This is a genomic window from Sphingomonas sp. BK235 (assembly GCF_004345855.1).
In the GTDB taxonomy this organism is placed as follows: Bacteria; Pseudomonadota; Alphaproteobacteria; order Sphingomonadales; family Sphingomonadaceae; genus Sphingomonas.
This window is the reverse complement of record NZ_SLXN01000001.1, coordinates 870,077-894,321: the sequence shown is the minus strand read 5'-3', so window position 1 is coordinate 894,321 and position 24,245 is coordinate 870,077. Positions and strand designations below refer to the sequence as shown.

The following is a 24,245-nucleotide window of genomic DNA, read 5'->3' as shown; positions in this document are numbered from 1 at the left end:
AGGCCCGCGCGCTTAGCCGCGCGCGGCGCACAACTCAACCGATACGTCGCAACCAGCCGTGCGGATCGGGTGCGCGCCCGCGCTGCACCGCGCTCAGCCGGTCGAGGAAGCGCGCGGTCAGCTGCCCGGTGGCGCCGCTGCCGATGGTGAACTCATAGTCGGGGCCGGCGGCGCGGCCGATCGGGGTCACCACCGCGGCGGTGCCGCAGGCGAAGCTCTCCACCAGCCGCCCGCTCGCGGCGTCGGCGCGCCACTGCTCGATCGCATAGGGTTCCTCGCGCACCACCAGTCCCTCGTCGCGCGCGAGCTGGAGGATCGAGTCGCGCGTGATGCCGGGCAGGATCGTGCCGGTCAGCGGCGGGGTCTGCAGCGAGCCGTCCTCGAACACGAAGAAGATGTTCATGCCGCCCAGCTCCTCGATCCAGCGCCGCTCGGCGGCGTCGAGGAACACGACCTGGTCGAAGCCGCGGCGGATCGCCTCCTGCTGCGCGACCAGGCTGGTGGCGTAATTGCCGCCGCACTTGGCGGCGCCGGTGCCGCCGGGCGCGGCGCGCGTGTACTCGTGGCTGACCCACAGCGACACCGCGCGCGCGCCGCCCTTCCAATAGGCGCCGACCGACGAGGCCAGCACCATGTAGAGATATTCGGCCGACGGCTTCACGCCGAGGAACGCTTCCGACGCGATCATGAACGGGCGCAGGTAGAGCGAGCCGCCCTCCACCGAGGGCATCCAGTCGCGCTCGGTCTGCACCAGCCGCTCGCACGATTCGAGGAACAGCGCCTCCGGAAGCTCGGGCATCGCCATGCGCCGCGCCGAGGCATTGAAGCGGCGCGCATTGGCCTCGGGGCGGAACAGCGCCAGCCCGCCGTCCTCGAGCCGATAGGCCTTGAGCCCCTCGAAAATCTCCTGCGCGTAATGGAGCACCGACGAGGCCGGATCCATCGTCAGCGGCACGCGCTCGCCGATGCGCCCGTCGTGCCAGCCGCGCCCTTCCGAATAATGCAGGATCGCCATGTGATCGGTGAAGACGCGCCCGAACCCCGGGTCTACCAGCCGCGCGGTACGCTCATTGGCGGGGACGGGCGACGGATGCGGCTCGAACGCGAAGTTCACGGAAATCAGCTCCCAGGGACCAGGGTCGGCGATGGCCGGGCGCCGCGACAAGAGATCGCATTGCCGGGTTGCGGTGGCCTAGGGCCGATGGCAAAGCCGGTCAACATGGCTGCCTCAACCCAATCCGCCTCGCCGCTTTTCCTGCGCGAGACCGAGATCCGCCGCGGGATCGAGCTGCTCTATTTCGGCAACAGCCACATCACGCGCTCGATCGATCGCGGGCTGGCCAAACAGGGCCTCGGCCGCGCGCATCACCGCGCGCTCTATTTCATCGCGCGCAAGCCCGACATGCCGGTGAGCGAGCTGCTGGCGCTGCTCGCGATCACCAAACAGTCGCTCGGGCGCGTGCTCAACGAGCTGATCGAGCGCAACATGGTCGAGACGCGGCCGGGCGAGCGCGACCGCCGCCAGCGGCTGCTGCGGCTCACCGCGCAGGGCACCGCGTTGGAGAGCGAGCTGTACGATTCGCTGCGCGAGAAACTGTCGGCGGCCTATTCGCGTGCCGGCCAGGGCGCGGTGACGGGCTTCTGGGCGGTGCTCGAAGGGCTGATCCCGGCGGACGAGATGGGGCGGGTCGAGGCGCTGCGCGGCTGAGGCGCCGGCGCGGCGCGCGGCGGCACGACCAGAGGAGAGCCCCTCCCCATCCGTCGTCGCGGGCGTGGTCTGCATCCAGAAGTCCGGACCGACATCATCCGCTGTCGCGAAAGCTGCTCCCTCCATCGTCATCCCGGGCTTGACCCGGGATCCATCGTGCCGCGAGAGACGCCGACGTTGCTCGCGCGGCACCATGGATCCCGGCTCGAGGCCGGGATGACGGGCTGGTGAGAACGTGGGGCGAGCAGGTGACCGTGAGCGGTCGGTGCTCTCCCGCGTCTCACCCGGCCCCGTACAGCCGCTCCGCATCCGCCTTGAACGCCGCCCCACTGTCGTTCCGCGAGTAGAACATGTGCCCGCCGGGGTAGACGCGCAGCTGCACGCGCTCCGCGGCACCGAAGGCGGGCATCTGGTCGACGATCAGCCGCGACGCGAAGAACGGGCAGGACAGATCGTCCCAGCCGTGCACGATCATCACCTTCATCTTGGGATCGTTGGCGATCGCCTTGCGCAGGTCGGTCACCGGCGTGTCCGCCGGCTTGCCCCGGTCCCACGCCTCGTTCACCTTGTACGACAAAGCGTTGTAGCGCGCGTCGGTCTTCCAGCCGACCTCGCGCGTGACGAAATCGACCATCGCGCTGGTGGTCGGCGCGATCAGCGCGTCGAGGATCGGGTCGTTCGACCGCTGCTGCGCCGACCAAGGGAAGGGGTCGAAGGCGGTGACGTTCGAATCATAGACGCTGCCGATCGTCCCCTCGCCGCGGTGGATCTCGCGCAGATAGGTGCGGCTGTCGACACGCCCGCCGAGCTTCTGCACCAGCGCGGGGTCGAGCCCGGTGAGCTGCGTCACGCGGCCGACGACACGCCCGGTCGCCTCCGGGTCGGAGCGGCCGCGCAGCAGGTCGCGCGCGAAGTCGCCGCGCGCATAGGCCTCGACCTCGGCCATCGCCGCGGGGGTCAGCCGCCCCTGCCGCTCGAGGTTCGCGGCCGCCATCGAGGGCAGGTCGATCATCCAGGGCAGCGGCGACAGCGCGGTGGCGTCGTCGCCGGAGGCGGGATCGAGATAGGGCGAGACCATGATCAGCCCGTTGACCCCAACGCCGATCTGCGACTGGAGCTCATAGGCGATCCGCGGCGCGCGATAGCCGCCGTAGCTCTCGCCCATCACGTATTTGGGCGAGCGTAGCCGCTCCTCCTTGACCAGCCAGTCGTAGACGATCTTGGACAGATAGCGGATATCGGGATCGTTGGCGTAGAACGCCTTCTTGGTCTCGTCGGCGTCGACCAGGCTGCGGCTGAACCCCGTGCCGATCGGATCGATGAAGACCAGATCGGTGAAGTCGAGCCAGCTGTTGGGATTGTCGCGCGCGATCGGCGCGTCCGAGGGCGAGTCGCCCTGGGCGCCGAACTGGACGCGCTTGGGGCCGACCGCGCCCATGTTGAGATAGACCGAGGCCGCGCCCGGCCCGCCGTTGAACGCGAAGGTCACCGGCCGCGACGGGTCGCGCCCGGGCACGACATAGGCGGTATAGACGACCTGGCCGATCTCCTTGCCGCTATCGTCGCGCACCGCGATCGTGCCCACGCTCGCCTTGTAGCTGATCGTCCGCGCGCCGATCCGCGCGCTCTGCGTGATCGTGCGGTCGGCGGGCAGTGCGGGCAGCTTGTTCTCGGCGTCCTGCTTCTTGCTCTCCACCTTGGTGACGGTCTTGTCGGTCTTCTCCGACTGGGCATGGGTCAGCCCGCTGGTGCCGAACAGCAAGGTGGCGAGGAACAGGCGGAGGGGTTTGGCCACGTCATGATTTCCTGGTCGGTGCCGCGACGAACGCGGCCGTGTTGCCGTCGGTACAATCCCGCGCGCGACGCTGGCAAGGTGGCGTTCGACCCGATCCCGTTCCGCCGGGAGCGTTCTGGTGCCCCCGGCGAGATTCGAACTCACGACCTGCGGTTTAGGAAACCGTCGCTCTATCCTGCTGAGCTACGGGGGCGCCGCCCGCCCCGTAGATTCTCGCGCGGGGAGGGTCAATCGCTCACCAGCTCAGCCCCGCGCGGACGTAGAGATAGCGACCGTTGAACCCGAAGGGCGAGTAATAAGGGAAGCCGATCACTCCCGTCGTGTTGTTCGCCGCGATCGTGCGATCGGGATAGACGTCGAACAGGTTGCTCACCCCCAGCGCGACCTGCCCGCCGGGCACCGCCTGGTAGCGCAGCTCGAGGTCGGTCACGGCGTGGCGCCCGGTGCGCACGTCGGCGGCGGGGGTGGTCCCCGGCTGGTTGACGTCACCATAATAGGTCACGCGCGCGAGCGCGCCGAGCTGGTCGAGCGACCAGTCGATCGTGCCGGTCACCTTCTCGCCGGGCGTCCCCTGTTCGAGCGTCAGCACGCGGCTGCGCGCGAACAACGTCGGCGCGGGGTCGAGCGTCGCGGTCGAGGTCGGGACGCGGGTCACGTCCACCTTGTTGACGTTGCCCGCGAGCGTCAGGTCGAAGGCGCCCGCGGCGCCGGTGCGCAGGCGATAATGCGCCACCGCGTCGATCCCCTGGGTGGTCGAGCGCACCCCGTTGATGAAGAAGCGCGCCGCGGTGACGCCATAAGGCGCGAGCAGCGCCGCCACCCCGGGGCTGAACGAGGCGTTGATATTCTCCGACAGCGCGAGCTGGTCGCGCAGCCTGATGTAATAGCCGTCGACCGAGAGGTCGAAGCCGCCGAAGCGGATCACCGTGCCGGCCGAGAAGTTGGTCGACTTCTCCGGGTCGAGCCGCACCCCGCCCAGCGCGGTGCCGAGCCCGCTGGTCGAGGGCGTGGTGGCGGTGAGGAACGGCACGCCATTCTGCACCACCGAGGCGGTGGAGGTGAAATATTGCTGCTGGAGCGACGGCGCGCGGAAGCCGGTGGAGACCGTGCCGCGCAGCGCCAGCCAGTCGGCGACGTCGTAGCGCAGCGAGGCCTTGCCGTTGGCGGTCGAGCCGAAGTCCGAATAATCCTCGACCCGCCCCGCCAGGCCGAAGAGCAGCGCGTCGGTCAGCTGCGCCTCGAGGTCGAGATAGGCGCTGCCGTTGCGACGCGACCGCTCGAGCGCGTTCGCCGGGGTGAGCGCGGGGAAGCCCTGCGCCCCCGCCGACACGCCCGACACCGGCTGGCCCGCGGGCTCGCCCGCCTGGATGCGATAGCCCTCGCGCCGCCCCTCGAGCCCGAAGGCGACGTTGAGCGAGCGGAACACGTCGAAGCGGCGCGTCACGTCGAGCCCCGCGACCCATTGGTCGTAGATCAGGCGGCCGTCGAAGAAGTCGGTCTGCGATGCGTTGCCCGCCGCGAAGTTCACGCTGTCGAGCGTGCGGAACGACAGCCGGTTGCGCCCGTAGCTGACGTTGAGATCGACGTTCCAGCCCGCCACCTCCCCGCGTGTCCCTAGCGCGGCGTTGAGATCGGTCGACTTGGTGTTGATGACCGGAAGGAAGCCGTTGGGGTAGAGCGTCCCCACGGTATAGCCGCTGGTCACCCCGGGCAGCCGCGGGAAGGCGGTGCCGCGCACGTCGCGATCCTGATAGCCCGCCCAGCCGTAAAGGCTCCAGCTTCCCGCCAGCGACGTGCCCGCGTTGGCGAAGACGGTATATTGCTCCACCGCGGGATCGCCGAACCGCCCGGTCACGCGCCGCGGCGACACGCGCGGATCGAGATCGGCACGGTTGGTCGGCTGGCGCCGGTTATACTCGCCCGACACCGTCAGGAAACCGTCGCTCCCGAAGCCGATCCCCTGCCACGCCGAGGCGGTGACGTTGTTCTCGCCGGTGACGTGGCGGTTGCCGCGCGCGGTGTCGACGTCGGTGTCGTAGAAGCCATAGGTCACGGTGGCGCCACCGCCCGAGCGCGCCTCGCGCAGCCGCAGGTTGACCACGCCCGCGATCGCGTCCGAGCCATATTGCGCCGAGGCGCCGTCGCGGAGCACCTCGATCCGGTCGAGCGCCGCGACGGGGATGGTGTTGAGATCCACCGCCGACGAGCCGCGCCCGACCGAGCCGTTGGTGTTGAGCTGCGCCGAGGCGTGGCCGCGCACGCCGTTGATGAGGACGAGCGTCTGGTCGGGCGACAGGCCGCGCAGCGTCGCGGGGCGCACCGCGTCGGTCGCGTCGGTCGCCGCCGCGCGCGGGAAGTTGACCGAGGGCGCGACATTGGCGAGCGCCGCGGCGACCTCGGTGGTGCCCTGACGCTGGAGGCTGGCGCCGCTGAGCACGTCGACCGGCGCGGGGCTGTCGAGCCGCGTGCGTCCCGCGGCGCGCGTGCCGGTGACGACGATGTCGTCGCCCTCGGCCGGCGGCGCGGCGGCATCCCCGGTCGGCGCGGCCTGCGCGTCCGCGGCGGGCTGTGCCGACGGGGCCGGATCCTGCGGCGGCTGCTGCGCCCAGGCCGGGGTGGCGAGCGCGGTCAGCGCGACGGAGAACAACAGGCGCGCGGTGCGGCGGTGCATGGCGATGGTCCCTTTTTATCTGGCGCGAGAACGCCGCGGGCGCCTCACCTTCCCTGCGCCCCGGTCTACGCGCTTTCGCCGCGCGGCGGCTCAAATCTGCGTTGCAACCGCGCAAGCATTTCTTCCGAACATCCATGTCGGCGGTAGGGATTGTGGCTGCGGTAGCGCGCGATCCTCGCCCTGCCCGCGCCACCGGCGCGAGGCGCACCGCCGCGATGTTGGGTCCCGCGCTTGTGTCGGACGACGGTTGCACAGTTCGCGTCGCTCGAGACGGTCGCGGCATCGCGGAGAGGTAGGTTGGAGCGCTTTGCCCCGTCGCGTCACACCGCCGACCCTGCCTGCGTCGCGGTGCGAATCGCAGCCCGCGCCATGGCAACAGCCGCGTATCGCAGGACAGTCGAAGAAGAAGTGGTGGACGCGCGACCGAATTGCGTCGCACGCACCGCCGATGCGGCGCCGCTCGCGCGCTTGTCGTCGCTAATGTCTGACGAGAGCGGCGGCTGCGTCGCCGCCGTTCGATTGGTCGGGGCGACAGGATTCGAACCTGCGACCCCCACACCCCCAGTGTGATGCGCTACCAGGCTGCGCTACGCCCCGACCGAGGGGGCGCCTCTACGCGCGGTCGCCGGGCTTTGCAAGCGGCTAGCCGCGCGCCTTTGTCCGGCGGCCGCCTGCCGCGGCGGGGCGAGCCTCTGTTGCGCCCGCGCGCCGGCGATGATAGCGGCAGCGGCTTCGTGCGGCCGGGCTTCGGCCGCCCCAATGTCATGCACGGAATCCGATGTTCATCACTCCCGCTTATGCGCAGACGGCCGGTGGCGCCGCCCAGGGCGGCGGTCTCGCCGGCTTCATCAGCCTGGCGCCGCTGCTCCTGGTGTTCGTCGTCTTCTACTTCCTGATGATCCGCCCGCAGCAGAGCCGGATGAAGTCGCTCCAGCGCGCGATCGCCGCGGTCAAGAAGGGCGATTCGGTCGTCACCGCCGGCGGCCTGGTCGGACGGGTGACCAAGGTCGAGGAGGGCTTCGTCGAGGTCGAACTGGCGCCCAACACCCGCGTCCGCGTGGTCAAGGCGACGCTGGCGGAAGTGACGCCGCTCGGCGGCAAGCCGGCGAACGACTGAGATGCTGGACTTTCCCCGCTGGAAGGTGATCGGCATCTGGCTCCTGCTCGCCGCGCTGGTGTCGCTGGCGATCCCTAGCTTCGTGCCCGAGCGCGTGACCCAGGGCTGGGGCGTGACGCCGCCGCGCATCAACCTCGGCCTCGATCTCGCCGGCGGCAGCTATCTGCTGCTCGAGGCGGACACCAACGACGTCGCGACCACGCGCGTCGAGGCGATGCGCGAGCAGGTCCAGGCCGAGATGCGCCGCCAGACGCCGCGGATCGAGATCGGCGAGATCTCCAGCCGCAACGGCCAGCTGTCCTTCCTGCTGCGTGACCCGCGCCAGGTCGATGCCGCGCGCGAGCGGCTGCTCCAGATCACCGGCACCGGTGCGGGCATGACCGGCCAGCGCCAGTGGGACATTCAGGTGGTGGACACCAGCCGCTTCGTGCTGACCCCCACCGCGGCCGGGCTCAAACAGGCGGTCGAGACCGCGATGGGCGACGCCACCGAGGTGGTGCGCCGCCGCATCGACGAACTGGGCACGCGCGAGCCGACAATCATCCGCCAGGGCAGCAACCGCATCGTCGTCCAGGTGCCCGGGCTGCAGAACCCGCAGGCGCTCAAGGACCTCATCGGCAAGACCGCCAAGCTAGAGTTCAAACTGGTCGACCTCAACGCCGACCCGCAGTCGCTCGCCAAGGGGCAGGCTCCGGCGGGCAGCCAGATCCTGCCCTATCCGGGCAATCCCAGCGGGCTGCCGCTGATCGCGGTGAAGCGCCAGGCGATCCTGTCGGGCGACATGCTGACCGACGCGCGCCAGGAGTTCGAGCCGCAGACCAACGCGCCGCAGGTGTCGATCACCTTCGACAGCCAGGGCGGACGCCGCTTCGCGCGCGTGACGCAGGAGAATGTCGGCAAGCCCTTCGCGATCATCCTCGACAATCAGGTGATCTCGGCCCCCAATATCAACGAGCCGATCATCGGCGGGCGTGCCGCGATCAACGGCGGCTTCACCGTCGACAGCGCCAACCAGCTCGCCATCGCGCTGCGCTCGGGCAAATTGCCGGTGGCGCTCAAGATCGTCGAGGAATCGACCGTCGGCCCCGATCTCGGCGCCGATTCGATCCGCTCGGGCATCCTTGCCTCGGCGGTGGCAGTGGCGCTGGTGGTGGCGTTCATGCTCGTCACTTATGGCCGGTTCGGCTTCTATGCCAACCTCGCCGTGGTCATCAACGTGTTCGTCATCCTGGGCGTGATGGCTTTGATCAAGGGCACGCTGACGCTGCCGGGCATCGCCGGCTTCGTGCTGACGATCGGCACGGCGGTGGACGCCAACGTGCTGATCAACGAGCGGATCCGCGAGGAGCGCCGGCGTGGCCGCGGGGTCGTCCAGGCGGTGGAGCTGGGCTATAAGGAGGCCAGCCGCACGATCTTCGAGGCCAATGTGACCCACGCCATCTCGGGCATCATCATGTTCCTGCTGGGCTCCGGCCCGGTGAAGGGGTTCGCGGTGGTGCTGCTGATCGGCATCGCGACCAGCGTGTTCACCGCGGTGACCTTCACCCGCATGCTCGTCGCGGGCTGGCTGCGTCGCGCCAAGCCGAAGACGATCACGATATGATCGCGGCCCGCTCGCCCGCTACCCCTGCGCTCGGCGCCGCACCGTCGCGCGCCGGGCGGACATCGAACCCGCGTACGACACCCGCGCTCGCCGGGGTGACGAGGTAACATGAAACTGCTCAAGCTCGTCCCCGACGACACCAACATCGATTTCGTCAAGCTGCGCGGCATCGCCTTCGCGCTGACGCTGTTGCTCAGCGTGCTCGCGGTCGGGATCACCGTCTACAAGGGACTCAATTACGGCGTCGACTTCGAGGGCGGGCTGATGATCGAGGAGCGGTTCGCGCAGCCGCCCGCGATCGACGCGGTGCGCGCCGTGGTGGATGCGCAGCGGCTCGGCGACGCCAATCTCCAGCCGGTCGGCGACGGCACCACGCTGACGATCCGCCTGCCGGTGCAGCAGGGCGGCGACGAGGGCGCCACCAATGCCGCGGTGCGCAAGGTCGAGTCCGCACTGGCCGCCAAATTCCCCGGCGCCACCTTCCTCCGTTACTCGACCGTGTCGGGCAAGGTGTCGAACGAGCTGATCCGCCACGGCGTGCTCGCGGTGGTGCTCGCGATCCTGGGCATCGGTCTGTTCGCGATCTTCCGCTTCGAATGGCAGTTCGGCGTCTCGACCATCGTCGCGATCGTCCACGATCTGCTGATGACGGTGGGCTTCTTCGCGCTGACCCAGTTCGACTTCGATCTCAACATCGTCGCCGCGGTGCTGACGATCGTTGGCTATTCGATCAACGACAAGATCGTGATCGACGACCGCATCCGCGAGAACATGCGCCGCTATCGCAAGATGGACATGCGCGAGATCATCAACCTGTCGGTGAACGAGACGCTGCCGCGCACGGTGATGACGTCGGTGACGATCCTGCTCGCCCTGTTCGCGCTGCTGTTCCTCGGCGGGCACGTGCTACGCGGCTTCACCGCGGCGATGATCCTGGGGATCGTGGTCGGCACCTATTCGTCGATCTACGTGTCGTCGTCGCTGCTGATCTCGCTCGGGCTGCGCGCCGAGCCCGAGGCCGGCACCGCGCCGCGGCGCGGCGGCATCGAGAATGCCGAGCGCGTCGGGCCGCGCAGCTGATGCGGATGGAACGCGAGCGGCCGGCAGCGGGGCCGCTCGTCCGCGGCTTCGGCGCCGGCGGTTATCGCGTCGACGCGCCCGACGGCACGATGGGTGTCTATCCCGCGCTGCTGCTCACCGCGACCCGCGCGGACAATTGGGCCCCCCCGCCGCTCGACGCGCTCGACGAGGCGGCGTTGGCGCCGTTGCTGGGCACGCCAATCGAGTTCCTGCTGCTCGGTACGGGCGCGACGCTGCGCCGCGCACCGCGCGCGCTGGTCGCCGCGCTCGACGCGCGCGGCATCGGGGTGGAGCCGATGGACAGCCGCGCCGCGGCGCGCGCCTGGGGCGTGCTGCGCGCCGAGGAGCGGCAGATCGCCGCCGCGCTCTACCCGCTCGATCACTGACCCCCCGGCGGCGGCGCGGCCGTCGCGCCGGAACGCCGGCGCGATCAGCCGACCGACTTGAGCCGCGTCTCCTCGATGTCGAATGCGACCGCGGTGACACCGGATAGATGCTCGATCCGCTCCGCCAGCTCGGCGTCGAGCGCGAAGTCGCGGCCGAGGATCACGGTCGCCTGCTCGTCGCCGCCGAGCGGTACCTTGAGCGTCACCTTGCCGCGCGCGCCGCGCGAGTCGCCGATCAGCGCCAGCAGCCCCGCCACCGCCGCGGCGTCGCTGACATGGACGTCGAGCGCGAAGCGGGTCGACGAGGCCAGCCCCTCGAACGGGCGGATCGACTTCACCGTGACGCGCGGCGTCTCCTCGCCCGGTCGCCGGTCGAGCTCGACCGTCGCCAGCCCGCAGCCGCCGTTGCGCGCCGCTTCCTCCAGATCGGCGGCGGGCCCGTCGTCGAAACAGGTCGCGACGAACTGTCCGGTCGAGTCGGACAGCGTCGCCATCATGTAGCGCTTGCCGCGCGCCGAGGTGCGCCAGCGCGCGTCCTCGACCAACACCGCCATCGTCGCCATCACGCGCGCGCCCTCGGCGATCGGCAGCTCGCCGAGCGCGACATAGCTGCGCGCGCCGTGCGTCCTGGCGAGATGGCGGTAGCGATCGACCGGATGCGCGGAGAAATAGAAGCCGAACGCCTCTTTCTCCTGCTCCATCCGCTCGGCGAGCGACCAGCGCGCGTCGGGCAGCTTGATCGTGTCGCCCGCGCCCGCGTCGTCGCCGAACAGCCCACCCTGTCCGCTCGCGCGCCCCTCGTGCGTGCGCGCCGCGATCGCCAGCATCGTCTCGGCGACCGCATGCACCCCGGCGCGGTTGGGCTCGAGCGAGTCGAACGCGCCGCCGGCCGCGAGCGTCTCGAGCTGGCGCTTGTTGAGCAATCGTGGGTCGACGCGGGTGGCGAGATCGTCGAGGCTGCGGAACGCGCCAGAACCGGCGCGCTCCTCGCACAACCGCTCCATCGCGCCCTCGCCGACCGACTTGAGCGCGGCCAGCGCGTAGCGCACCGACGGCACGCCCTCGGTGTCGACCTCGACGTCGAACTCGGCCGCGCTGGCGTTGATGCAGGGCGGCAGCAGCCCGACGCCGAGCCGGCGCATGTCGTCGACGAAGATCGCCAGCTTGTCGGTGAGGTGCAGATCGTAGCACATCGAGGCGGCGAAGAACTCGGCCGGGTGATGCGCCTTGAGCCAGGCGGTCTGATAGGCGAGCAGCGCATAGGCCGCGGCGTGGCTCTTGTTGAAGCCATAACCCGCGAACTTGTCGATCAAGTCGAACAGCTGGTTGGCGTAGTCCTTCTTGATCCCGTTATGCTCGGCGCAGCCGGCGACGAAGGTGGCGCGCTGCGCGTCCATCTCCGCCTTGATCTTCTTGCCCATCGCGCGGCGCAGCAGGTCGGCGCCGCCGAGCGAGTAGCCGGCGAGGATCTGCGCCGCCTGCATCACCTGCTCCTGGTAGACGAAGATCCCGTAGGTCTCCTTCAGGATCGGCTCGAGCAAAGGATGCGGGTAGGTGATCTCCTCGGTGCCCTGCTTGCGCCGGCCGAAGGACGGGATGTTGTCCATCGGGCCGGGGCGGTAGAGCGAGACGAGCGCGACGATGTCGCCGAAATTGGTCGGCCGCACCGCCGAGAGCGTGCGCCGCATCCCCTCCGATTCGAGCTGGAACACGCCGACCGTGTCACCGCGCTGGAGCAGCTTGTAGACGCCCTCGTCGTCCCACAGCAGCGCGTCGAGATCGACCGCGATGCCGCGCTTGGCCAGCAGCTGCACCGCCTTCTTGAGCACGGACAGCGTCTTGAGCCCGAGGAAGTCGAACTTCACCAAGCCGGCGCCCTCGACATATTTCATGTCGAACTGGGTCACCGGCATGTCCGAGCGCGGGTCGCGATAGAGCGGGACGAGCTGCGCCAGCGGCCGGTCGCCGATCACCACGCCGGCGGCATGGGTCGAGGAGTGGCGCGGCAGGCCCTCGAGCTTCATCGCGAGGTCAAGGAGGCGGCGCACCTCGTTATCGTTGGAATATTCGCGCGCCAGCTCGGACACGCCGTTGAGCGCGCGATCGAGCGTCCACGGGTCGGTCGGATGGTTGGGGACGAGCTTGGCGAGCCGGTCGACCTGGCCGTAGCTCATCTGCAGCACGCGCCCGGTGTCCTTGAGCACCGCGCGCGCCTTGAGCTTACCGAAGGTGATGATCTGCGCGACCTGATCGCGGCCGTATTTCTCCTGGACGTAGCGGATGACCTCGCCGCGCCGGGTCTCGCAGAAGTCGATGTCGAAGTCGGGCATCGACACGCGCTCGGGGTTGAGGAAGCGCTCGAACAGCAGCCCCAGCTTGATCGGGTCGAGGTCGGTGATCGTCAGTGCCCAGGCCACCGCCGAGCCCGCGCCCGAGCCGCGCCCCGGCCCCACGGGGATGTCGTGCGCCTTGGCCCATTGGATGAAGTCGGCGACGATCAGGAAATAGCCGGGGAAGCCCATCTGGATGATGACGTCGAGCTCGAACTCGAGCCGCTGCCGGTAAGTCTCCTGCCACGTCGGCTCCTCCGGCGCCTGGCCGAGCGCGACGATCCGCTCGATCCGCGCCGCCAGCCCCTCGCGCGCGCGCTCGCGCAGCATCGTCGCCTCGCCCTCGCGGTCGCCCGCGAGGCTGGGGAGGATCGGCTTGCGCTTCGGCGCGGCGACCGCACAGCGCTGCGCCACCACCAGCGTGTTGGCGATCGCCTCGGGCAGATCGGCGAACAGCTCGCGCATCGTCTCGGCGGGCTTCATCCAGGCGTGGCCGCAGCTCTTCGGGCGATCGTCGCTCTCCAGATAGCTGGAGCTGGCGATGCACAGCATGGCGTCGTGCGCGGCGCCGAAATCGGCCTCCTCGAAGCAGCTCGGGTTGGTCGCGACGATCGGCCAGCCGCGCTCATAGGCGAGGTCGAGCAGCGGCGCCTCGGCGCGCTCCTCGATCGCGTCGCCGCGGCGGCTTAGCTCGACGTAGAGGCGATCGCCGAAGGTGGCGTGGAGACGCTCCGCGTAGGCGATCGCGCGCGCGGGCTGGTCCTCGGCGAACAGCCGCGCCACCCCCCCCTCGCCGCCCGCGGTCAGTGCGATGAGCCCGGCGGCGTGGCGCTCGAGCAGCTCGAAGCCGACGTGCGGCGCCAGCTCGAGCGGTCGGTCGAGATGCGCGTGGCTCACCAGCGCGCAGAGATTGTCGTAGCCGGCCTCGTCCTGCGCGTAGAGCGCGATCCAGTCGACCACGGTCGCGGCGCCCTCGGGCATGTCGGGGCGCGCGACTCCCAGCATCGTGCCGATCACTGGCTGGACGCCCGCGCCCTTGGCGGCGTCCGAGAAGGCCATGGCCGCGTAGAGCCCGTTGCGATCGGTCAGCGCCGCGGCGGGGAAGCCGAGCTTGGCGGCGCGCTTGGCGATCGCCTTGGGCTCGATCGCGCCGTCGAGCATGGTGTAGCTGGAGAAGATGCGGAGCGGCACGAAGCCCGAATGTGGCATCGCTCCTAGCTAAGCTCCCCTACCCGATTCGGCCAGCACCTGCGCGACCGCCGGAACCCGGCCCGCGCCGGCCCGTTCGCCGGCGCAGCAGGAGGACGGACATGAGCGATGTTAGAGGCGCGTCGCGCGCGATGGGCGCGGGCTGGGGCTGGATCATGGCCTATGGCGTGGTGTCGGTGCTGGTCGGCGTGGCGGCGATCATCTGGCCCTATGTGGCGACCTACGCCGCCACCGTGGTGATCGGCACCTTGTTCTTCATCTCGGGCGTGTTCTCGATCGCGGCGGGCGTGTTCGGCCATGGCAGCGAGAGCCGGATCTACGCGCTGCTGTTCGGTGTCCTGTCGGTCGTGGTCGGCGCGATCATGGTGTTCGAGCCGATGACGGGCGCGGTATCGCTGACCTTGATGGTGGCGGTATGGCTCGGCGTGCGCGGCGTGCTGGAGATCGTGGCGGGAACGCGGATGAAGCGCCGGCGGGCTATGATGATCGTTCTGGGGGTCATCAACCTGCTGCTGGCGCTGTTCATCCTGATGACGGTGCCATGGTCGGCGCTGACGCTGCCGGGCTATGTGCTGGGGATCAGCTTCCTGTTCGGCGGCGTGACCGCCATCGCCGCGGCGAGCGACCACCGCAGCGGCGCCAGCGCCTTCGCGGTGCCGGAGGAGATGGTGCAGCAATGAGGTGGACCGGGTTGAGGGACGGTGGAGTGGCTCCCTTGCCTCTCCGCCTTGCGTCATCCTGAACTCGTTTCAGGATCCACCGTGCCGCGTCCTCAGCGGCCGCGGCGCTCGCGGGACCGTGGATCCTGAAACGAGTTCAGGATGACGCTGTTGGTGGCGGGAAGGCAGTGAGTCGCGGCCACCCGCCGCTACAACAGCGCCTCGATGTCGGCCCGCAGCGCCTCGGGCGCGGTGGTCGGCGCATAGCGGCGCACCGTCTCGCCATCGCGCGCGACCAGGAATTTGGTGAAGTTCCACTTGATCGCGCGCGAACCCAGCAGCCCCGGTGCGGCGCGCTTGAGCCGCTCGAACAGAGCGTCCGCCCCCGCCCCGTTGACCTCGACCTTGGAGAAGACCGGGAAGCTCACGTCGTAGCGGGTGGTGCAGAAGGTCGCGATCGCGGCGGCGTCGCCCGGCTCCTGCGCACCGAACTGGTTGCAGGGGAAGGCCAGCACCGCCAGCCCGCGCTCGGCATAAGCGCGGTGAAGCTCTTCCAGTCCGGCATATTGCGGCGTGAACCCGCATTGTGACGCGGTGTTGACCACCAGCAGCACCTTGCCGGCATAGTCCGCGAGCGACTGCTCGCCGCCGTCGGCGGTCCGCACGCTCAGGTCGGTGATCGCGCTCATCCGTGCCTCCGCAGCAGGAACTCGATGTTGGTCCGCACGCCCGGCCACTCGCTCGCGATGATCGAATAGACCACCAGGTCGCGCACCCGCCCGTTGAACAATTGGTGCGAGCGCAGCACGCCGTCGCGCTTGGCGCCGAGCCGCTCGATCGCGGCCTGAGAGCGCTTGTTGAACCAATCGGTGCGGATCTGCACCACCTGGCAGCCGAGCGCGTCGAAGGCATGGCCGAGCAGCAGCAGCTTGGCCTCGGTGTTGACCCCGGTGCGCTGCACCGCGCGCGCGTAGAAGGTGCCGCCGATCTCGACGCGGCGGTGCGCCTCGCTCATCCGCATCAGCCGCGTGAGACCCACGACGCGGCCGTCGGGCGTCTCGACCGCGAACGGCAGCGCGCGGCCGAAGTCGCGCTCGCGCAGCGCGCCGGCGACGAAGGCGTCGGGATCGGTCAGGCCGGAGACGTTGGCGAAGAACAGCTTGGTGAGGTCGCCGTCCCCCGCCGCCGCGGCGAGCGCGGGCGCGTCCTCCGAGGTGAGCGGGCGGAGCACCACGTGCTGGCCGACCAGCCGCGGCGTCTCGCGCCAGCGGCTCACGCGATCGTGCCCTCGTGCAGCCGCACGACGCGGTCCATCTTGGCGGCGAGCCGCTCGTTGTGCGTCGCCACCAGCGCCGCCGAGCCTTCGCCGCGCACCAGCCGCAGGAACTCGGCGAGCACGACGTCGGCGGTATGTTCGTCGAGGTTGCCGGTCGGCTCGTCGGCCAGCACCAAAGCGGGTCGGTTGGCGAGCGCGCGCGCCACCGCGACTCGCTGCTGCTCGCCGCCCGAGAGCTGCGCCGAGCGATGCGTCAGCCGGTGACCGACGCCGAGCGCGGTGAGCAGCGCGGCGGCGCGTTCCTCCGCAGGCGCGCGCTCGGCGCCGTGGATCAGCTGGGGCAGCACGACATTCTCGATCGCGTTGAAGTCGGGCAGCAGATGGTGGAACTGGTAGACGAAGCCGAGCCGGTCGCGCCGCATCGCGGTGCGCCCGGCGGCGTCGAGCTGCGCCGCCTCCACGCCGCCGATGCGGATCGATCCGGCGAACCCGCCCTCGAGCAGACCCACCGCCTGGAGCAAGGTCGATTTGCCCGAGCCCGACGGACCCAGCAGCGCGACGATCTCGCCCGGCGCGATGGCGAGGTCGACCCCGCGCAGCACGTGAATGGTCGCCCCGCCCTGCGTGAAGCTGCGCGCCAAACCGCTCGTCCGGAGGACCGCCTCACTCATAACGCAGCACCTCGACCGGGTCGGTGCCCGCCGCCTTGAGCGCGGGATAGACCGTCGCCAGGAAGGTCATCAGCAGCGTGATCAGCACGATCGCGACGATCTCGACCGGATTGGGCTTGGACGGCAGCTCGGTAAGGTAGCGGATCGACGGGTCCCACAGGTTCTGCCCGGTGATCGCCTGCACCGCGTTCACCACCGACTGGCGGATGAACAGGAAGCCGAAGCCGAGCAGCAACCCCGCCACCGTGCCCAGCACCCCGATCGTCGTCCCCACCGTGATGAAGATCCGCAGCATCGCGCCGCGGCTCGCGCCCATGGTACGCAGGATCGCGATGTCGCGCGTCTTGGAGCGCACCAGCATGATCAGCGACGAGGCGATGTTGAAGGCGGCGACCAGGATGATGATGCACAGCACGGTGAACATCGCCACGCGCTCGACCGCCAGCGCGTCGAACAGCTCGGCGTTGAGGCGGCGCCAGTCGGCCACCGCGGCATAGCCCTGCACCTTGCGCGAGAGCGGCGCGAGGATCTCGCCGACGCGATCGGCGTCGCTGGTCTGCAGCTCGATGATGCCGACGCTATCGCCGCTCAGCAGCAGCGTCTGGGCGTCGGCGAGCGGCATCACGACATAGGCCTTGTCATAGTCGTACACGCCGACCTCGAAGATCGCACCGACGGTGTAATTGACGTAGCGCGGCATCGTGCCGAACGGTGTGGAGGGGCCGAGCGGGTTGATCAACGTGATCTCGGACCCGATCGTCGCGCCGAGCTGCTCCGCCAGCCGCGCGCCGATCGCGACGTTGTTGCTGCCCGGCGTCACGCTGGCGAGGCTGCCGACGATCACCTTGGAGTTGATCGTCCGGTTCGCGCGGATGTCCTCGGGCCGCATGCCGCGCAGGATGATGCCCTCGGCGCGGCCGTTGTACGTGACGAACAATGGCTGCTCGATCATCGGGATCGCGCTGGTGACACCGGGGGTGGCCTTCGCCTCGGTGAGCGCGCGGCGCCAGTCGGGCAGCCGTCCGTTGTAGCCCTGGATCACGGCATGGCCGTTGAGCCCGACGATCTTGTCGAACAACTCGGCGCGAAAGCCGTTCATCACGCTCATCACGATGACCAGAGCGGCGACGCCGAGCATCACCGCGCCGAGCGAGAAGCCCGCGACCAGGACGATGAACCGCTCACCGCGACCGGGCAGCAGATACCGCCGCGCGATCATGCTCTCGTAGCGCGACAGCAACATGCCGCCGCCTCTAGGATGGCGCGCGCTGCGGTGCAACGGGGCGTGTGGCGGATTCGACACAGAGCTGCCGCAATCGGTTCTGCCCGCGTTCATTTCGGTCGACAGCCGAGCGCGTCCCCAGCATACCTCTCGGCACTGGCACACAGGCAAAGGCCGTGGTTCGGGGAATGTCGTCGAGCTCCGCTTCACACCGAAGCGCGCGGGCAGACGGCGGGATAGGGGGCTGACGAGCGATCGTCACGCAGGCGCCCGGGTCGCGATGAGCGGCCCGGGCGTTTGCTTTGTGGCGGCAATGTGGTGGCGCCGCTCCCGCGTTCAAGCGCGAGCCGCGCGAGGACCGCGCTACCAACCTTCATCGTCACGGCGTGGATCGGCAGCGGTCGCGCTCCACCGTGCGGCCCAACGCCGATTCTCGAGGCGCGTCGAGGAGCACCGGGAGGTGGTGCCGTGGCGCAGCACATTCCCGTCTCACGACCCTTCATTGAACAACCCTCATCGCCGCGTTGAGCGCGGCCGGCCTGCCTGCGCCGCCCCGCCGCCCCTATCTGGTCTTCCGCGCGTCCTCCGGCGCGCCCACTTCTGCCAAGGGGAACAATCATGGCCACCAAAGCCTATGGCGCGACCGCCGGCGACCGGCCGCTCGAGCCGATGGACATCACGCGGCGTGCGCCGGGCGCGCACGATGTCCAGATCGACATCGCTTATTGCGGCGTCTGTCACTCCGATCTCCACCAGGTGCGCGGCGAGTGGGGCGGCACGCTCTATCCCTGCGTCCCCGGCCACGAGATTGTCGGCCATGTCACCGCGGTCGGCGGCGAGGTGACGAGGTTCAAGGTCGGCGACACGGTCGGGGTCGGCTGCATGGTCGACAGCTGCCAGCATTGCGCCTCGTGCGACGAGGGGCTGGAGCAATATTGCACCAACGGCGGCTTCGTCGGCACCTACAACGGCCCGACCGCGGACGCGCCCGGCCATACGCTCGGCGGCTATTCGCAGGCGATCACCGTCTCGGACAAGTTCGTGCTCAAGATCTCGCACCCCGAGGAGCAGCTCGCCGCCGTCGCGCCGCTGCTGTGCGCGGGCATCACCACTTACTCGCCGCTGCGCCACTGGGGCGTCGGGCCGGGCAAGAAGGTCGGTATCGTCGGGATCGGCGGGCTCGGCCACATGGGGGTCAAGATCGCGCACGCGATGGGCGCGCACGTGATCGCCTTCACCACCTCGGAGTCGAAGCGCGCGGACGCCAAGGCGCTCGGCGCCGACGAGGTGATCAACTCGCGCAACGGCGAGGAGATGGCAGCGCATGCGGGCAGCTTCGACATGATCCTCAACACCGTCGCCGCGAGCCACGACCTCGACGCCTTCACCGGCCTGCTCAAGCGCGACGGCACCTTGGTGCTGGTCGGCGTGCCCGAGCATCCGCACCCGTCGCCGAGCGTCGGCACCTTGATCTTCGGCCGCCGCGCGATCGCGGGCTCGCTGATCGGCGGCATCGCCGAGACGCAGGAGATGCTCGACTTCTGCGCCGAGAAGGGCGTCACCGCCGACATCGAGATGATCCGCATCCAGCAGATCGACGAGGCCTATGACCGCATGCAGCGCAGCGACGTGAAGTACCGCTTCGTGATCGACAACGCGACGCTGGCAGAGGCGTGAGGCGCCCGGTGTAACCGTACGAAAGAACGGCCTTATCGATCCTCCCCTGCGAGGGGAGGTGGCAACCCGACGGGCTGGCGGAGGGGTAAACCCGGTGGGAGTCCTCCCATCATCGCCAGCGTGGACACCCCTCCGTCGCGCCCGCACTCCCCTTGCAGGGGAGGACCTGCGCTCCCCCGCAACGATTTTCTTCGCCCTCCTGCGACGGAACCGCGCTTCGAGAGTTACAGCCGCGGAAAACCGAGCAAAAAGGGAACGGGCATGTCGGACGATCGCGAGGGACGGATCCGCGAGCGCGCTTATCGCCTCTGGCAGGACGAGGGCGAGCCGCACGGCAAGCACGACGATCACTGGCAGCGCGCCGAGAGTGAGGTCGCGGGCGAGCAGCCCGCCGCGACGGGCGCCACGGCGAAGTCCAAGTCCACGCGCGGCAACGGCGCTGCCGCCCCGCTGGCGGACGAGCCCGCTGACTCGCCCGCCACGACGATCGCCTCGGGCAGCCCCAAAGCGGGCGCCGCCAAGCCGCGCGGCCGCACCGCCAAGGCGAAGGGCGACGCCGCCGCCTCGTCCTCGAACGCCAAGCCCGGCACGGCGCCCGCCTCGTCCGGAGTGACCGACGCCAAGGCCAGCGCGCCCGACGCCAAGGCGGCCGGAACCGGCACCAAGGCCGCCACCGCGGCCCCGGGCGCGGCCGACGTCAAGCCCGCCACCGCCGACACCAAGGCGAGCGCAGCCACCGCCGCGCCCAAGAAGCCCGGGCCGCGCACCAAGCGCGGCTGAGGCGCGCCGCGGCGCCCCTCCCCGGCGCGAGACCTCACCACGTCACCGGCCGCCGTTGCGCGGCCCCCTCTCCTGTCGGGAGCACGATGTTGCACGACCTGCCGGACCGGCTCTCGCCGGGATCGCCCTATCCGCTCGGCGCCACGTTCGACGGCGAGGGCGTCAATTTCGCGGTCTTCTCCGCCAACGCCGACGCGATCGAGCTCTGCGTCTTCGATCCCGCGGGCAAGCGCGAACTGCGCAGACTGATGCTGCCCGAGTGCACCGACGAGGTGTGGCACGGCTATCTCCCAGATGTCGGGCCGGGTCTGGTCTACGGCTATCGCGCGCACGGCCGCTACGCACCCGAGGAGGGGCATCGCTTCAACCCCAACAAGCTGCTGCTCGACCCTTATGCGCGCCGCATCCAGGGCCAGATCAAGTGGACCGACGCGCTCCACGGCTATCGCATCGGCCACCGCCGCGAGGACCTGTCGTTCGACAAGCGCGACAGCGCCCCCGCCATGCCCAAGGCGATGGTGGTCGACGATCACTGGGACTGGTCGCGCGACCGCCGGCCCAACACGCCCTGGTCCGAGACGGTGATCTACGAGGCGCACGTCAAGGGTCTGACCAAGCTGATGGAGCTCGTGCCCGCGCGCGAGCGCGGCACCTATGCCGCGCTGGGGCATCCCGCGGTGATCAAGCATCTCCAGCGCATCGGCGTCACCGCGATCGAGCTGCTGCCGATCCACAGCTTCACGCAGGACCGCTTCCTGCAGGAGAAGGGGCTGCGCAATTACTGGGGCTATAACACGCTCGGCTTCTTCGCGCCCGAGCAGTCGTACATGGCCTCGGACCATCAGGACGAGCTGCGCCGTGCGGTCCACCGGCTCCACAAGGCCGGGATCGAGGTGATCCTCGACGTCGTCTACAATCACACCTGCGAGGGCTCCGAGCGCGGCCCGACGCTGTCGTGGCGCGGGCTCGACAACGCCAGTTACTATCGCCTCGTCCAGGACAATCCGCGATACACGATCAACGACACCGGCACCGGCAACACGCTCAACATGAGCAAGGGGCGCGTGATCCAGATGGTCGCCGACTCGCTGCGCTACTGGGCGACCAGCTTCGGCATCGACGGCTTCCGCTTCGACCTCGGCCTCACGCTCGGGCGCGAGGATTATGGCTTCGATCCCGGCGCGGCCTTCTTCGACGTGCTGCGGCAGGACCCGGTGCTCGGCCGGCTCAAGCTGATCGCCGAGCCGTGGGACGTCGGCCCCGGCGGCTACCAGCTCGGCAACTTCCCGCCCGGCTTCGCCGAGTGGAACGACAAATACCGCGACACCGTGCGCAAATACTGGCGCAGCGACCCATCGCAGCGCGGCGATCTCGCGGCGCGGCTGTCGGGTTCGGGCGACCTGTTCGACCGGCGCGCGCGGCGCCCCTGGGCGACGGTCAACCTGCTCTCCGCGCACGACGGCTACACGCTCGCCGACACGGTGATGTACGAGGGCCGCCACAACGAGGCCAACGGCGAGGACAATCGCGACGGCCACTCCGAGAATTACTCGCGCAACTGGGGCGCCGAGGGGCCGACCGACGATCCCTCGATCAACGACGCCCGCGGCCGCGTGATGCGGTCGATGCTGACCACTTTGCTCGCCTCGCTCGGCACGCCGATGCTGGTCGCCGGCGACGAGTTCGGGCGCACGCAGGGGGGCAACAACAACGCCTACTGCCAGGACAATGAGATCAGCTGGCTCGACTGGGCCGCGGCGGCGAGCGAGGACGGCCAGCGCCAGATCGACTTCACCGCGCGGCTCACCGAGCTGCGCCGGCGCTACCCGGTGCTGCGCGCCGCCACCTTCCTCTACGGCCAGGACTCGCCGGGCGAGGGCGTCAACGACGTCGAGTGGTGGAACGAGCGCGGCGAGCGCATGACGCCCGAGGACTGGGACAATCCCGAGGGCCGCGCGCTGATGATGCGCCGCGCGACTCGCACCGAGGAGGGCGAGGTCGAGGCGATCTCGCTGCTGCTCAACGCCAGCGCCGACCCGATCACCTTCCAGCTGCCCGCACCGCAGGTGCAGCGTGTCGTGCTGCTCGACAGCGCCAAGCCCGAGCAGGGCGAGATCGAGGTCGACGACCAATACGAGGTCGCGCCGCAGGGCGCGGTGCTGCTGACGTGGCGAAGCGCGTTCCCGTCATGATGGCCTGGGGTCCCGAGCCGATCGAGGGCGGCACGCGCTTCCGCCTGTGGGCGCCCGACGCCGCCGCGGTGACGCTCGAGCTCGCCGAGGGCGCGCCGGTCGAGATGACCGCGGGCGAGGACGGCTGGTTCGCCGCCGAGGCGTCGGTCGGCGCCGGCGCGCGCTATCGCTTCCGCGTCGGCGACCAGGCGGTGCCCGACCCGGCGTCGCGCCGGCAGGACGGCGGTGTGCACGGCTGGAGCGTCGTCACCGACGCCGCGTTCGACTGGCAGCACCCGCAGTGGCGCGGGCGGCCGTGGCACGAGATGGTGATCGTCGAGCTTCACGCCGGCGCGCTCGGCGGGTTCGCGGGCGTGACCGAGCGGCTCGCCGCCATCGCCGCGAGCGGCGCCACCGCGATCGAGCTGATGCCGCTCGGCGCTTATGGCGGTGAGCGCGGCTGGGGCTATGACGGCGTGCTGCCCTATGCGCTGCACGAGGCCTATGGCACCTCCGACGAGCTGCGCACCCTGGTCGACGCCGCGCACGGACTCGGGCTCAGCGTCTTCGTCGACGTGGTCTACAACCACTTCGGCCCCGACGGGAATTATCTCGGGCTCTACGCCAAGAGCTTCTTCGACGAGAAGGTCCACACCCCTTGGGGCGGCGCGGTGAACGTGTCGGCGCCGCCGGTGGTCCGCTATTTCGTCGACAACGCGCTGATGTGGCTGCGCGACTATCGCGTCGACGGGCTGCGCTTCGACGCCGTCCACGCCATCGCCGACGACGACTTCCTCGACGCCATGGCGGCCGAGCTGCGTGCCACGCTGCCGGGCCGCCACGTCCATCTCGTGCTCGAGAACGAGCGCAACGACGCCGCGCGGATCCACGACGGTGGCTATGACGCGCAGTGGAACGACGACTTCCACAACGTCCTCCACGTGCTGCTCACCGGCGAGACGAGCGCTTACTACGGCGACTTCGCCGACCGCCCTGCCGAGCGGCTGGCACGCTGCCTGGCGCAGGGCTTCATCTACCAGGGCGACCCGTCCCAGAACCACGACGGCAAGCCGCGCGGCACGCCGAGCAAGGACCTGCCGCCGACACGCTTCGTCGCCTTCCTCCAGAACCACGACCAGGTCGGCAACCGCGCGATGGGCGAGCGGCTGACGCTGCTGACCGCGCCCGACAAGCTGCGCGCCGCGACCGCGCTGCTGCTGCTGTGCCCGCAGGTGCCTTTGCTATTCATGGGCGACGCGGAGGGCAGCGAGACGCCGTTCCTGTTCTTTACCGATTTCCACGACGAGCTGGCCGACGCAGTGCGCGAGGGTCGGCGCAAGGAGTTCGCCAAATTCGACGCCTTCGCCGACGAGGCGGCGCGCGAACGCATCCCCGACCCCAACGCGGCGAGCACGTTCGAGCGCTCGCGCCCCGCGCCGGGGCCACAGGCGGCAGCGTGGCGCGCGCTCTACGCCGACCTGCTCGCGCTGCGTGCGGAGCGGATCGTGCCCGGACTCGAGGGCGCGACCTCGCTCAACGCCCGCGCGACCGGCGCAGCGGCGGTGGAGGCGCGCTGGCGGCTCGGCGACGGCACCACGCTGGCGCTCGCGCTCGACCTCGCCGACGAACCCGCGCCGCTGCCGGTGGTCGAGGGCGCGCTGTGGCGCGAGGGCGAACGTTTCGTGGCGTGGGTGGAGGCGTGAGGGTAAGCGTGGCTCCGTCCGCTCCCCGTCAGTTCGGCCGCGAGTCGGGGTCCATGGCGCCGCAGACGCATCATCGGCGGCGTGCGCGGCGCGATGGATGCCGGGTCAAGCCCGGCATAACGGGTGAGGCGCCCGTCCTCTCGACGGGCAAGGCAACCGTCCCCCCCCTTCCTTCTCCGTCATCCCG

Annotated in this window: 18 protein-coding genes and 2 tRNA genes; 10 read left to right on the top strand and 10 right to left on the bottom strand. The window is 70.0% G+C overall.

Annotated elements, in window-relative coordinates:
- Positions 1-34 precede the first annotated feature (34 nt).
- Complete coding sequence (locus EV292_RS04120; RefSeq protein ID WP_132908184.1) at positions 35-1,123, bottom strand: branched-chain amino acid aminotransferase; 1,089 nt, start codon at positions 1,121-1,123, stop codon at positions 35-37.
- 96 nt (positions 1,124-1,219) lie between these two features.
- Between EV292_RS04120 and EV292_RS04115 the strand changes: the two genes are divergently transcribed.
- Entirely contained in the window at positions 1,220-1,708 is a 489-nt protein-coding gene (locus EV292_RS04115; protein ID WP_207913331.1) for a helix-turn-helix domain-containing protein, read from the top strand.
- 280 nt (positions 1,709-1,988) lie between these two features.
- Here EV292_RS04115 and EV292_RS04110 read toward each other — a convergent pair whose 3' ends face one another.
- From EV292_RS04110 to EV292_RS04095, 4 genes are all read right to left on the bottom strand, one after another.
- A complete protein-coding gene (locus EV292_RS04110; RefSeq protein ID WP_243693588.1) occupies positions 1,989-3,503 on the bottom strand; it encodes a peptidase S10 in 1,515 nt (504 codons plus the stop codon).
- A gap of 116 nt (positions 3,504-3,619) precedes the next feature.
- Positions 3,620-3,696, bottom strand: a tRNA-Arg gene (locus EV292_RS04105).
- A 42-nt stretch (positions 3,697-3,738) separates the two neighbouring features.
- Positions 3,739-6,174 (bottom strand): TonB-dependent receptor, encoded by a 2,436-nt coding sequence (locus tag EV292_RS04100; protein WP_132907863.1) that lies wholly within the window; start codon positions 6,172-6,174, stop codon positions 3,739-3,741.
- Positions 6,175-6,694: 520 nt separating this feature from the next.
- Positions 6,695-6,771 (bottom strand) — tRNA-Pro (locus EV292_RS04095).
- Positions 6,772-6,952: 181 nt separating this feature from the next.
- On the opposite strand from EV292_RS04095, the gene yajC reads away from it, so the two are divergent.
- From yajC to EV292_RS04075, 4 genes are all read left to right on the top strand, one after another.
- A complete protein-coding gene (gene yajC, locus EV292_RS04090) occupies positions 6,953-7,291 on the top strand; it encodes a preprotein translocase subunit YajC (RefSeq protein ID WP_132907862.1) in 339 nt (112 codons plus the stop codon).
- Position 7,292: 1 nt separating this feature from the next.
- Positions 7,293-8,894, top strand: coding sequence for a protein translocase subunit SecD (secD, locus tag EV292_RS04085; protein WP_132907861.1), 1,602 nt, complete (start codon positions 7,293-7,295; stop codon positions 8,892-8,894).
- Between the two features lie 108 nt (positions 8,895-9,002).
- A complete protein-coding gene (gene secF, locus EV292_RS04080) occupies positions 9,003-9,974 on the top strand; it encodes a protein translocase subunit SecF (protein ID WP_132907860.1) in 972 nt (323 codons plus the stop codon).
- Positions 9,974-10,360, top strand: a complete 387-nt coding sequence (locus EV292_RS04075) for an Mth938-like domain-containing protein (protein WP_132907859.1) — start codon at positions 9,974-9,976, stop codon at positions 10,358-10,360. The genes secF and EV292_RS04075 overlap by 1 nt, the downstream gene beginning before the upstream one ends.
- Before the next feature lie 44 nt (positions 10,361-10,404).
- On the opposite strand, the gene dnaE is transcribed toward EV292_RS04075, so the two are convergent.
- Positions 10,405-13,899, bottom strand: a complete 3,495-nt coding sequence (gene dnaE, locus EV292_RS04070; protein ID WP_132907858.1) for a DNA polymerase III subunit alpha — start codon at positions 13,897-13,899, stop codon at positions 10,405-10,407.
- A 101-nt stretch (positions 13,900-14,000) separates the two neighbouring features.
- Between dnaE and EV292_RS04065 the strand changes: the two genes are divergently transcribed.
- Positions 14,001-14,579, top strand: a complete 579-nt coding sequence (locus tag EV292_RS04065) for an HdeD family acid-resistance protein (RefSeq protein WP_132907857.1) — start codon at positions 14,001-14,003, stop codon at positions 14,577-14,579.
- A gap of 188 nt (positions 14,580-14,767) precedes the next feature.
- Here EV292_RS04065 and EV292_RS04060 read toward each other — a convergent pair whose 3' ends face one another.
- Genes EV292_RS04060 through EV292_RS04045 form a run of 4 tightly spaced genes read right to left on the bottom strand, consistent with a single transcriptional unit; the run spans position 14,768 to position 17,748 of the window.
- Complete coding sequence (locus tag EV292_RS04060; RefSeq protein ID WP_132907856.1) at positions 14,768-15,247, bottom strand: glutathione peroxidase; 480 nt, start codon at positions 15,245-15,247, stop codon at positions 14,768-14,770.
- Complete coding sequence (locus tag EV292_RS04055) at positions 15,244-15,834, bottom strand: GNAT family protein (RefSeq protein ID WP_132907855.1); 591 nt, start codon at positions 15,832-15,834, stop codon at positions 15,244-15,246. The genes EV292_RS04060 and EV292_RS04055 overlap by 4 nt, the downstream gene beginning before the upstream one ends.
- Positions 15,831-16,505, bottom strand: a complete 675-nt coding sequence (locus EV292_RS04050) for an ABC transporter ATP-binding protein (protein WP_132907854.1) — start codon at positions 16,503-16,505, stop codon at positions 15,831-15,833. The genes EV292_RS04055 and EV292_RS04050 overlap by 4 nt, the downstream gene beginning before the upstream one ends.
- Positions 16,498-17,748 carry a lipoprotein-releasing ABC transporter permease subunit gene (locus EV292_RS04045; RefSeq protein ID WP_132907853.1) on the bottom strand — a complete coding sequence of 417 codons (1,251 nt, stop codon included), beginning with the start codon at positions 17,746-17,748 and terminating at the stop codon, positions 16,498-16,500. The genes EV292_RS04050 and EV292_RS04045 overlap by 8 nt, the downstream gene beginning before the upstream one ends.
- 597 nt (positions 17,749-18,345) lie before the next feature.
- On the opposite strand from EV292_RS04045, the gene EV292_RS04040 reads away from it, so the two are divergent.
- From EV292_RS04040 to treZ, 4 genes are all read left to right on the top strand, one after another.
- Positions 18,346-19,404 (top strand): NAD(P)-dependent alcohol dehydrogenase, encoded by a 1,059-nt coding sequence (locus EV292_RS04040; RefSeq protein WP_132907852.1) that lies wholly within the window; start codon positions 18,346-18,348, stop codon positions 19,402-19,404.
- Positions 19,405-19,665: 261 nt separating this feature from the next.
- Positions 19,666-20,184, top strand: coding sequence for a DUF2934 domain-containing protein (locus EV292_RS22885; RefSeq protein WP_207913330.1), 519 nt, complete (start codon positions 19,666-19,668; stop codon positions 20,182-20,184).
- An 89-nt stretch (positions 20,185-20,273) separates the two neighbouring features.
- Positions 20,274-22,376, top strand: coding sequence for a glycogen debranching protein GlgX (gene glgX / locus EV292_RS04030; protein ID WP_243693587.1), 2,103 nt, complete (start codon positions 20,274-20,276; stop codon positions 22,374-22,376).
- Complete coding sequence (gene treZ / locus EV292_RS04025; protein WP_132908182.1) at positions 22,373-24,058, top strand: malto-oligosyltrehalose trehalohydrolase; 1,686 nt, start codon at positions 22,373-22,375, stop codon at positions 24,056-24,058. The genes glgX and treZ overlap by 4 nt, the downstream gene beginning before the upstream one ends.
- Positions 24,059-24,245 lie beyond the last annotated feature (187 nt).

Excerpts from the sequence above, each read along its gene's own strand:
- EV292_RS04115 (WP_207913331.1), top strand. The coding sequence starts at position 1,220 with ATGGCTGCCTCAACCCAATCCGCCTCGCCGCTTTTCCTGCGCGAGACC.
- EV292_RS04100 (WP_132907863.1), bottom strand. The coding sequence starts at position 6,174 with ATGCACCGCCGCACCGCGCGCCTGTTGTTCTCCGTCGCGCTGACCGCG.
- yajC (WP_132907862.1), top strand. The coding sequence starts at position 6,953 with ATGTTCATCACTCCCGCTTATGCGCAGACGGCCGGTGGCGCCGCCCAG.
- secD (WP_132907861.1), top strand. The coding sequence starts at position 7,293 with ATGCTGGACTTTCCCCGCTGGAAGGTGATCGGCATCTGGCTCCTGCTC.
- secF (WP_132907860.1), top strand. The coding sequence starts at position 9,003 with ATGAAACTGCTCAAGCTCGTCCCCGACGACACCAACATCGATTTCGTC.
- EV292_RS04075 (WP_132907859.1), top strand. The coding sequence starts at position 9,974 with ATGCGGATGGAACGCGAGCGGCCGGCAGCGGGGCCGCTCGTCCGCGGC.
- dnaE (WP_132907858.1), bottom strand. The coding sequence starts at position 13,899 with ATGCCACATTCGGGCTTCGTGCCGCTCCGCATCTTCTCCAGCTACACC.
- EV292_RS04065 (WP_132907857.1), top strand. The coding sequence starts at position 14,001 with ATGAGCGATGTTAGAGGCGCGTCGCGCGCGATGGGCGCGGGCTGGGGC.
- EV292_RS04060 (WP_132907856.1), bottom strand. The coding sequence starts at position 15,247 with ATGAGCGCGATCACCGACCTGAGCGTGCGGACCGCCGACGGCGGCGAG.
- EV292_RS04050 (WP_132907854.1), bottom strand. The coding sequence starts at position 16,505 with ATGAGTGAGGCGGTCCTCCGGACGAGCGGTTTGGCGCGCAGCTTCACG.
- EV292_RS04045 (WP_132907853.1), bottom strand. The coding sequence starts at position 17,748 with ATGTTGCTGTCGCGCTACGAGAGCATGATCGCGCGGCGGTATCTGCTG.
- EV292_RS04040 (WP_132907852.1), top strand. The coding sequence starts at position 18,346 with ATGGCCACCAAAGCCTATGGCGCGACCGCCGGCGACCGGCCGCTCGAG.
- EV292_RS22885 (WP_207913330.1), top strand. The coding sequence starts at position 19,666 with ATGTCGGACGATCGCGAGGGACGGATCCGCGAGCGCGCTTATCGCCTC.
- treZ (WP_132908182.1), top strand. The coding sequence starts at position 22,373 with ATGATGGCCTGGGGTCCCGAGCCGATCGAGGGCGGCACGCGCTTCCGC.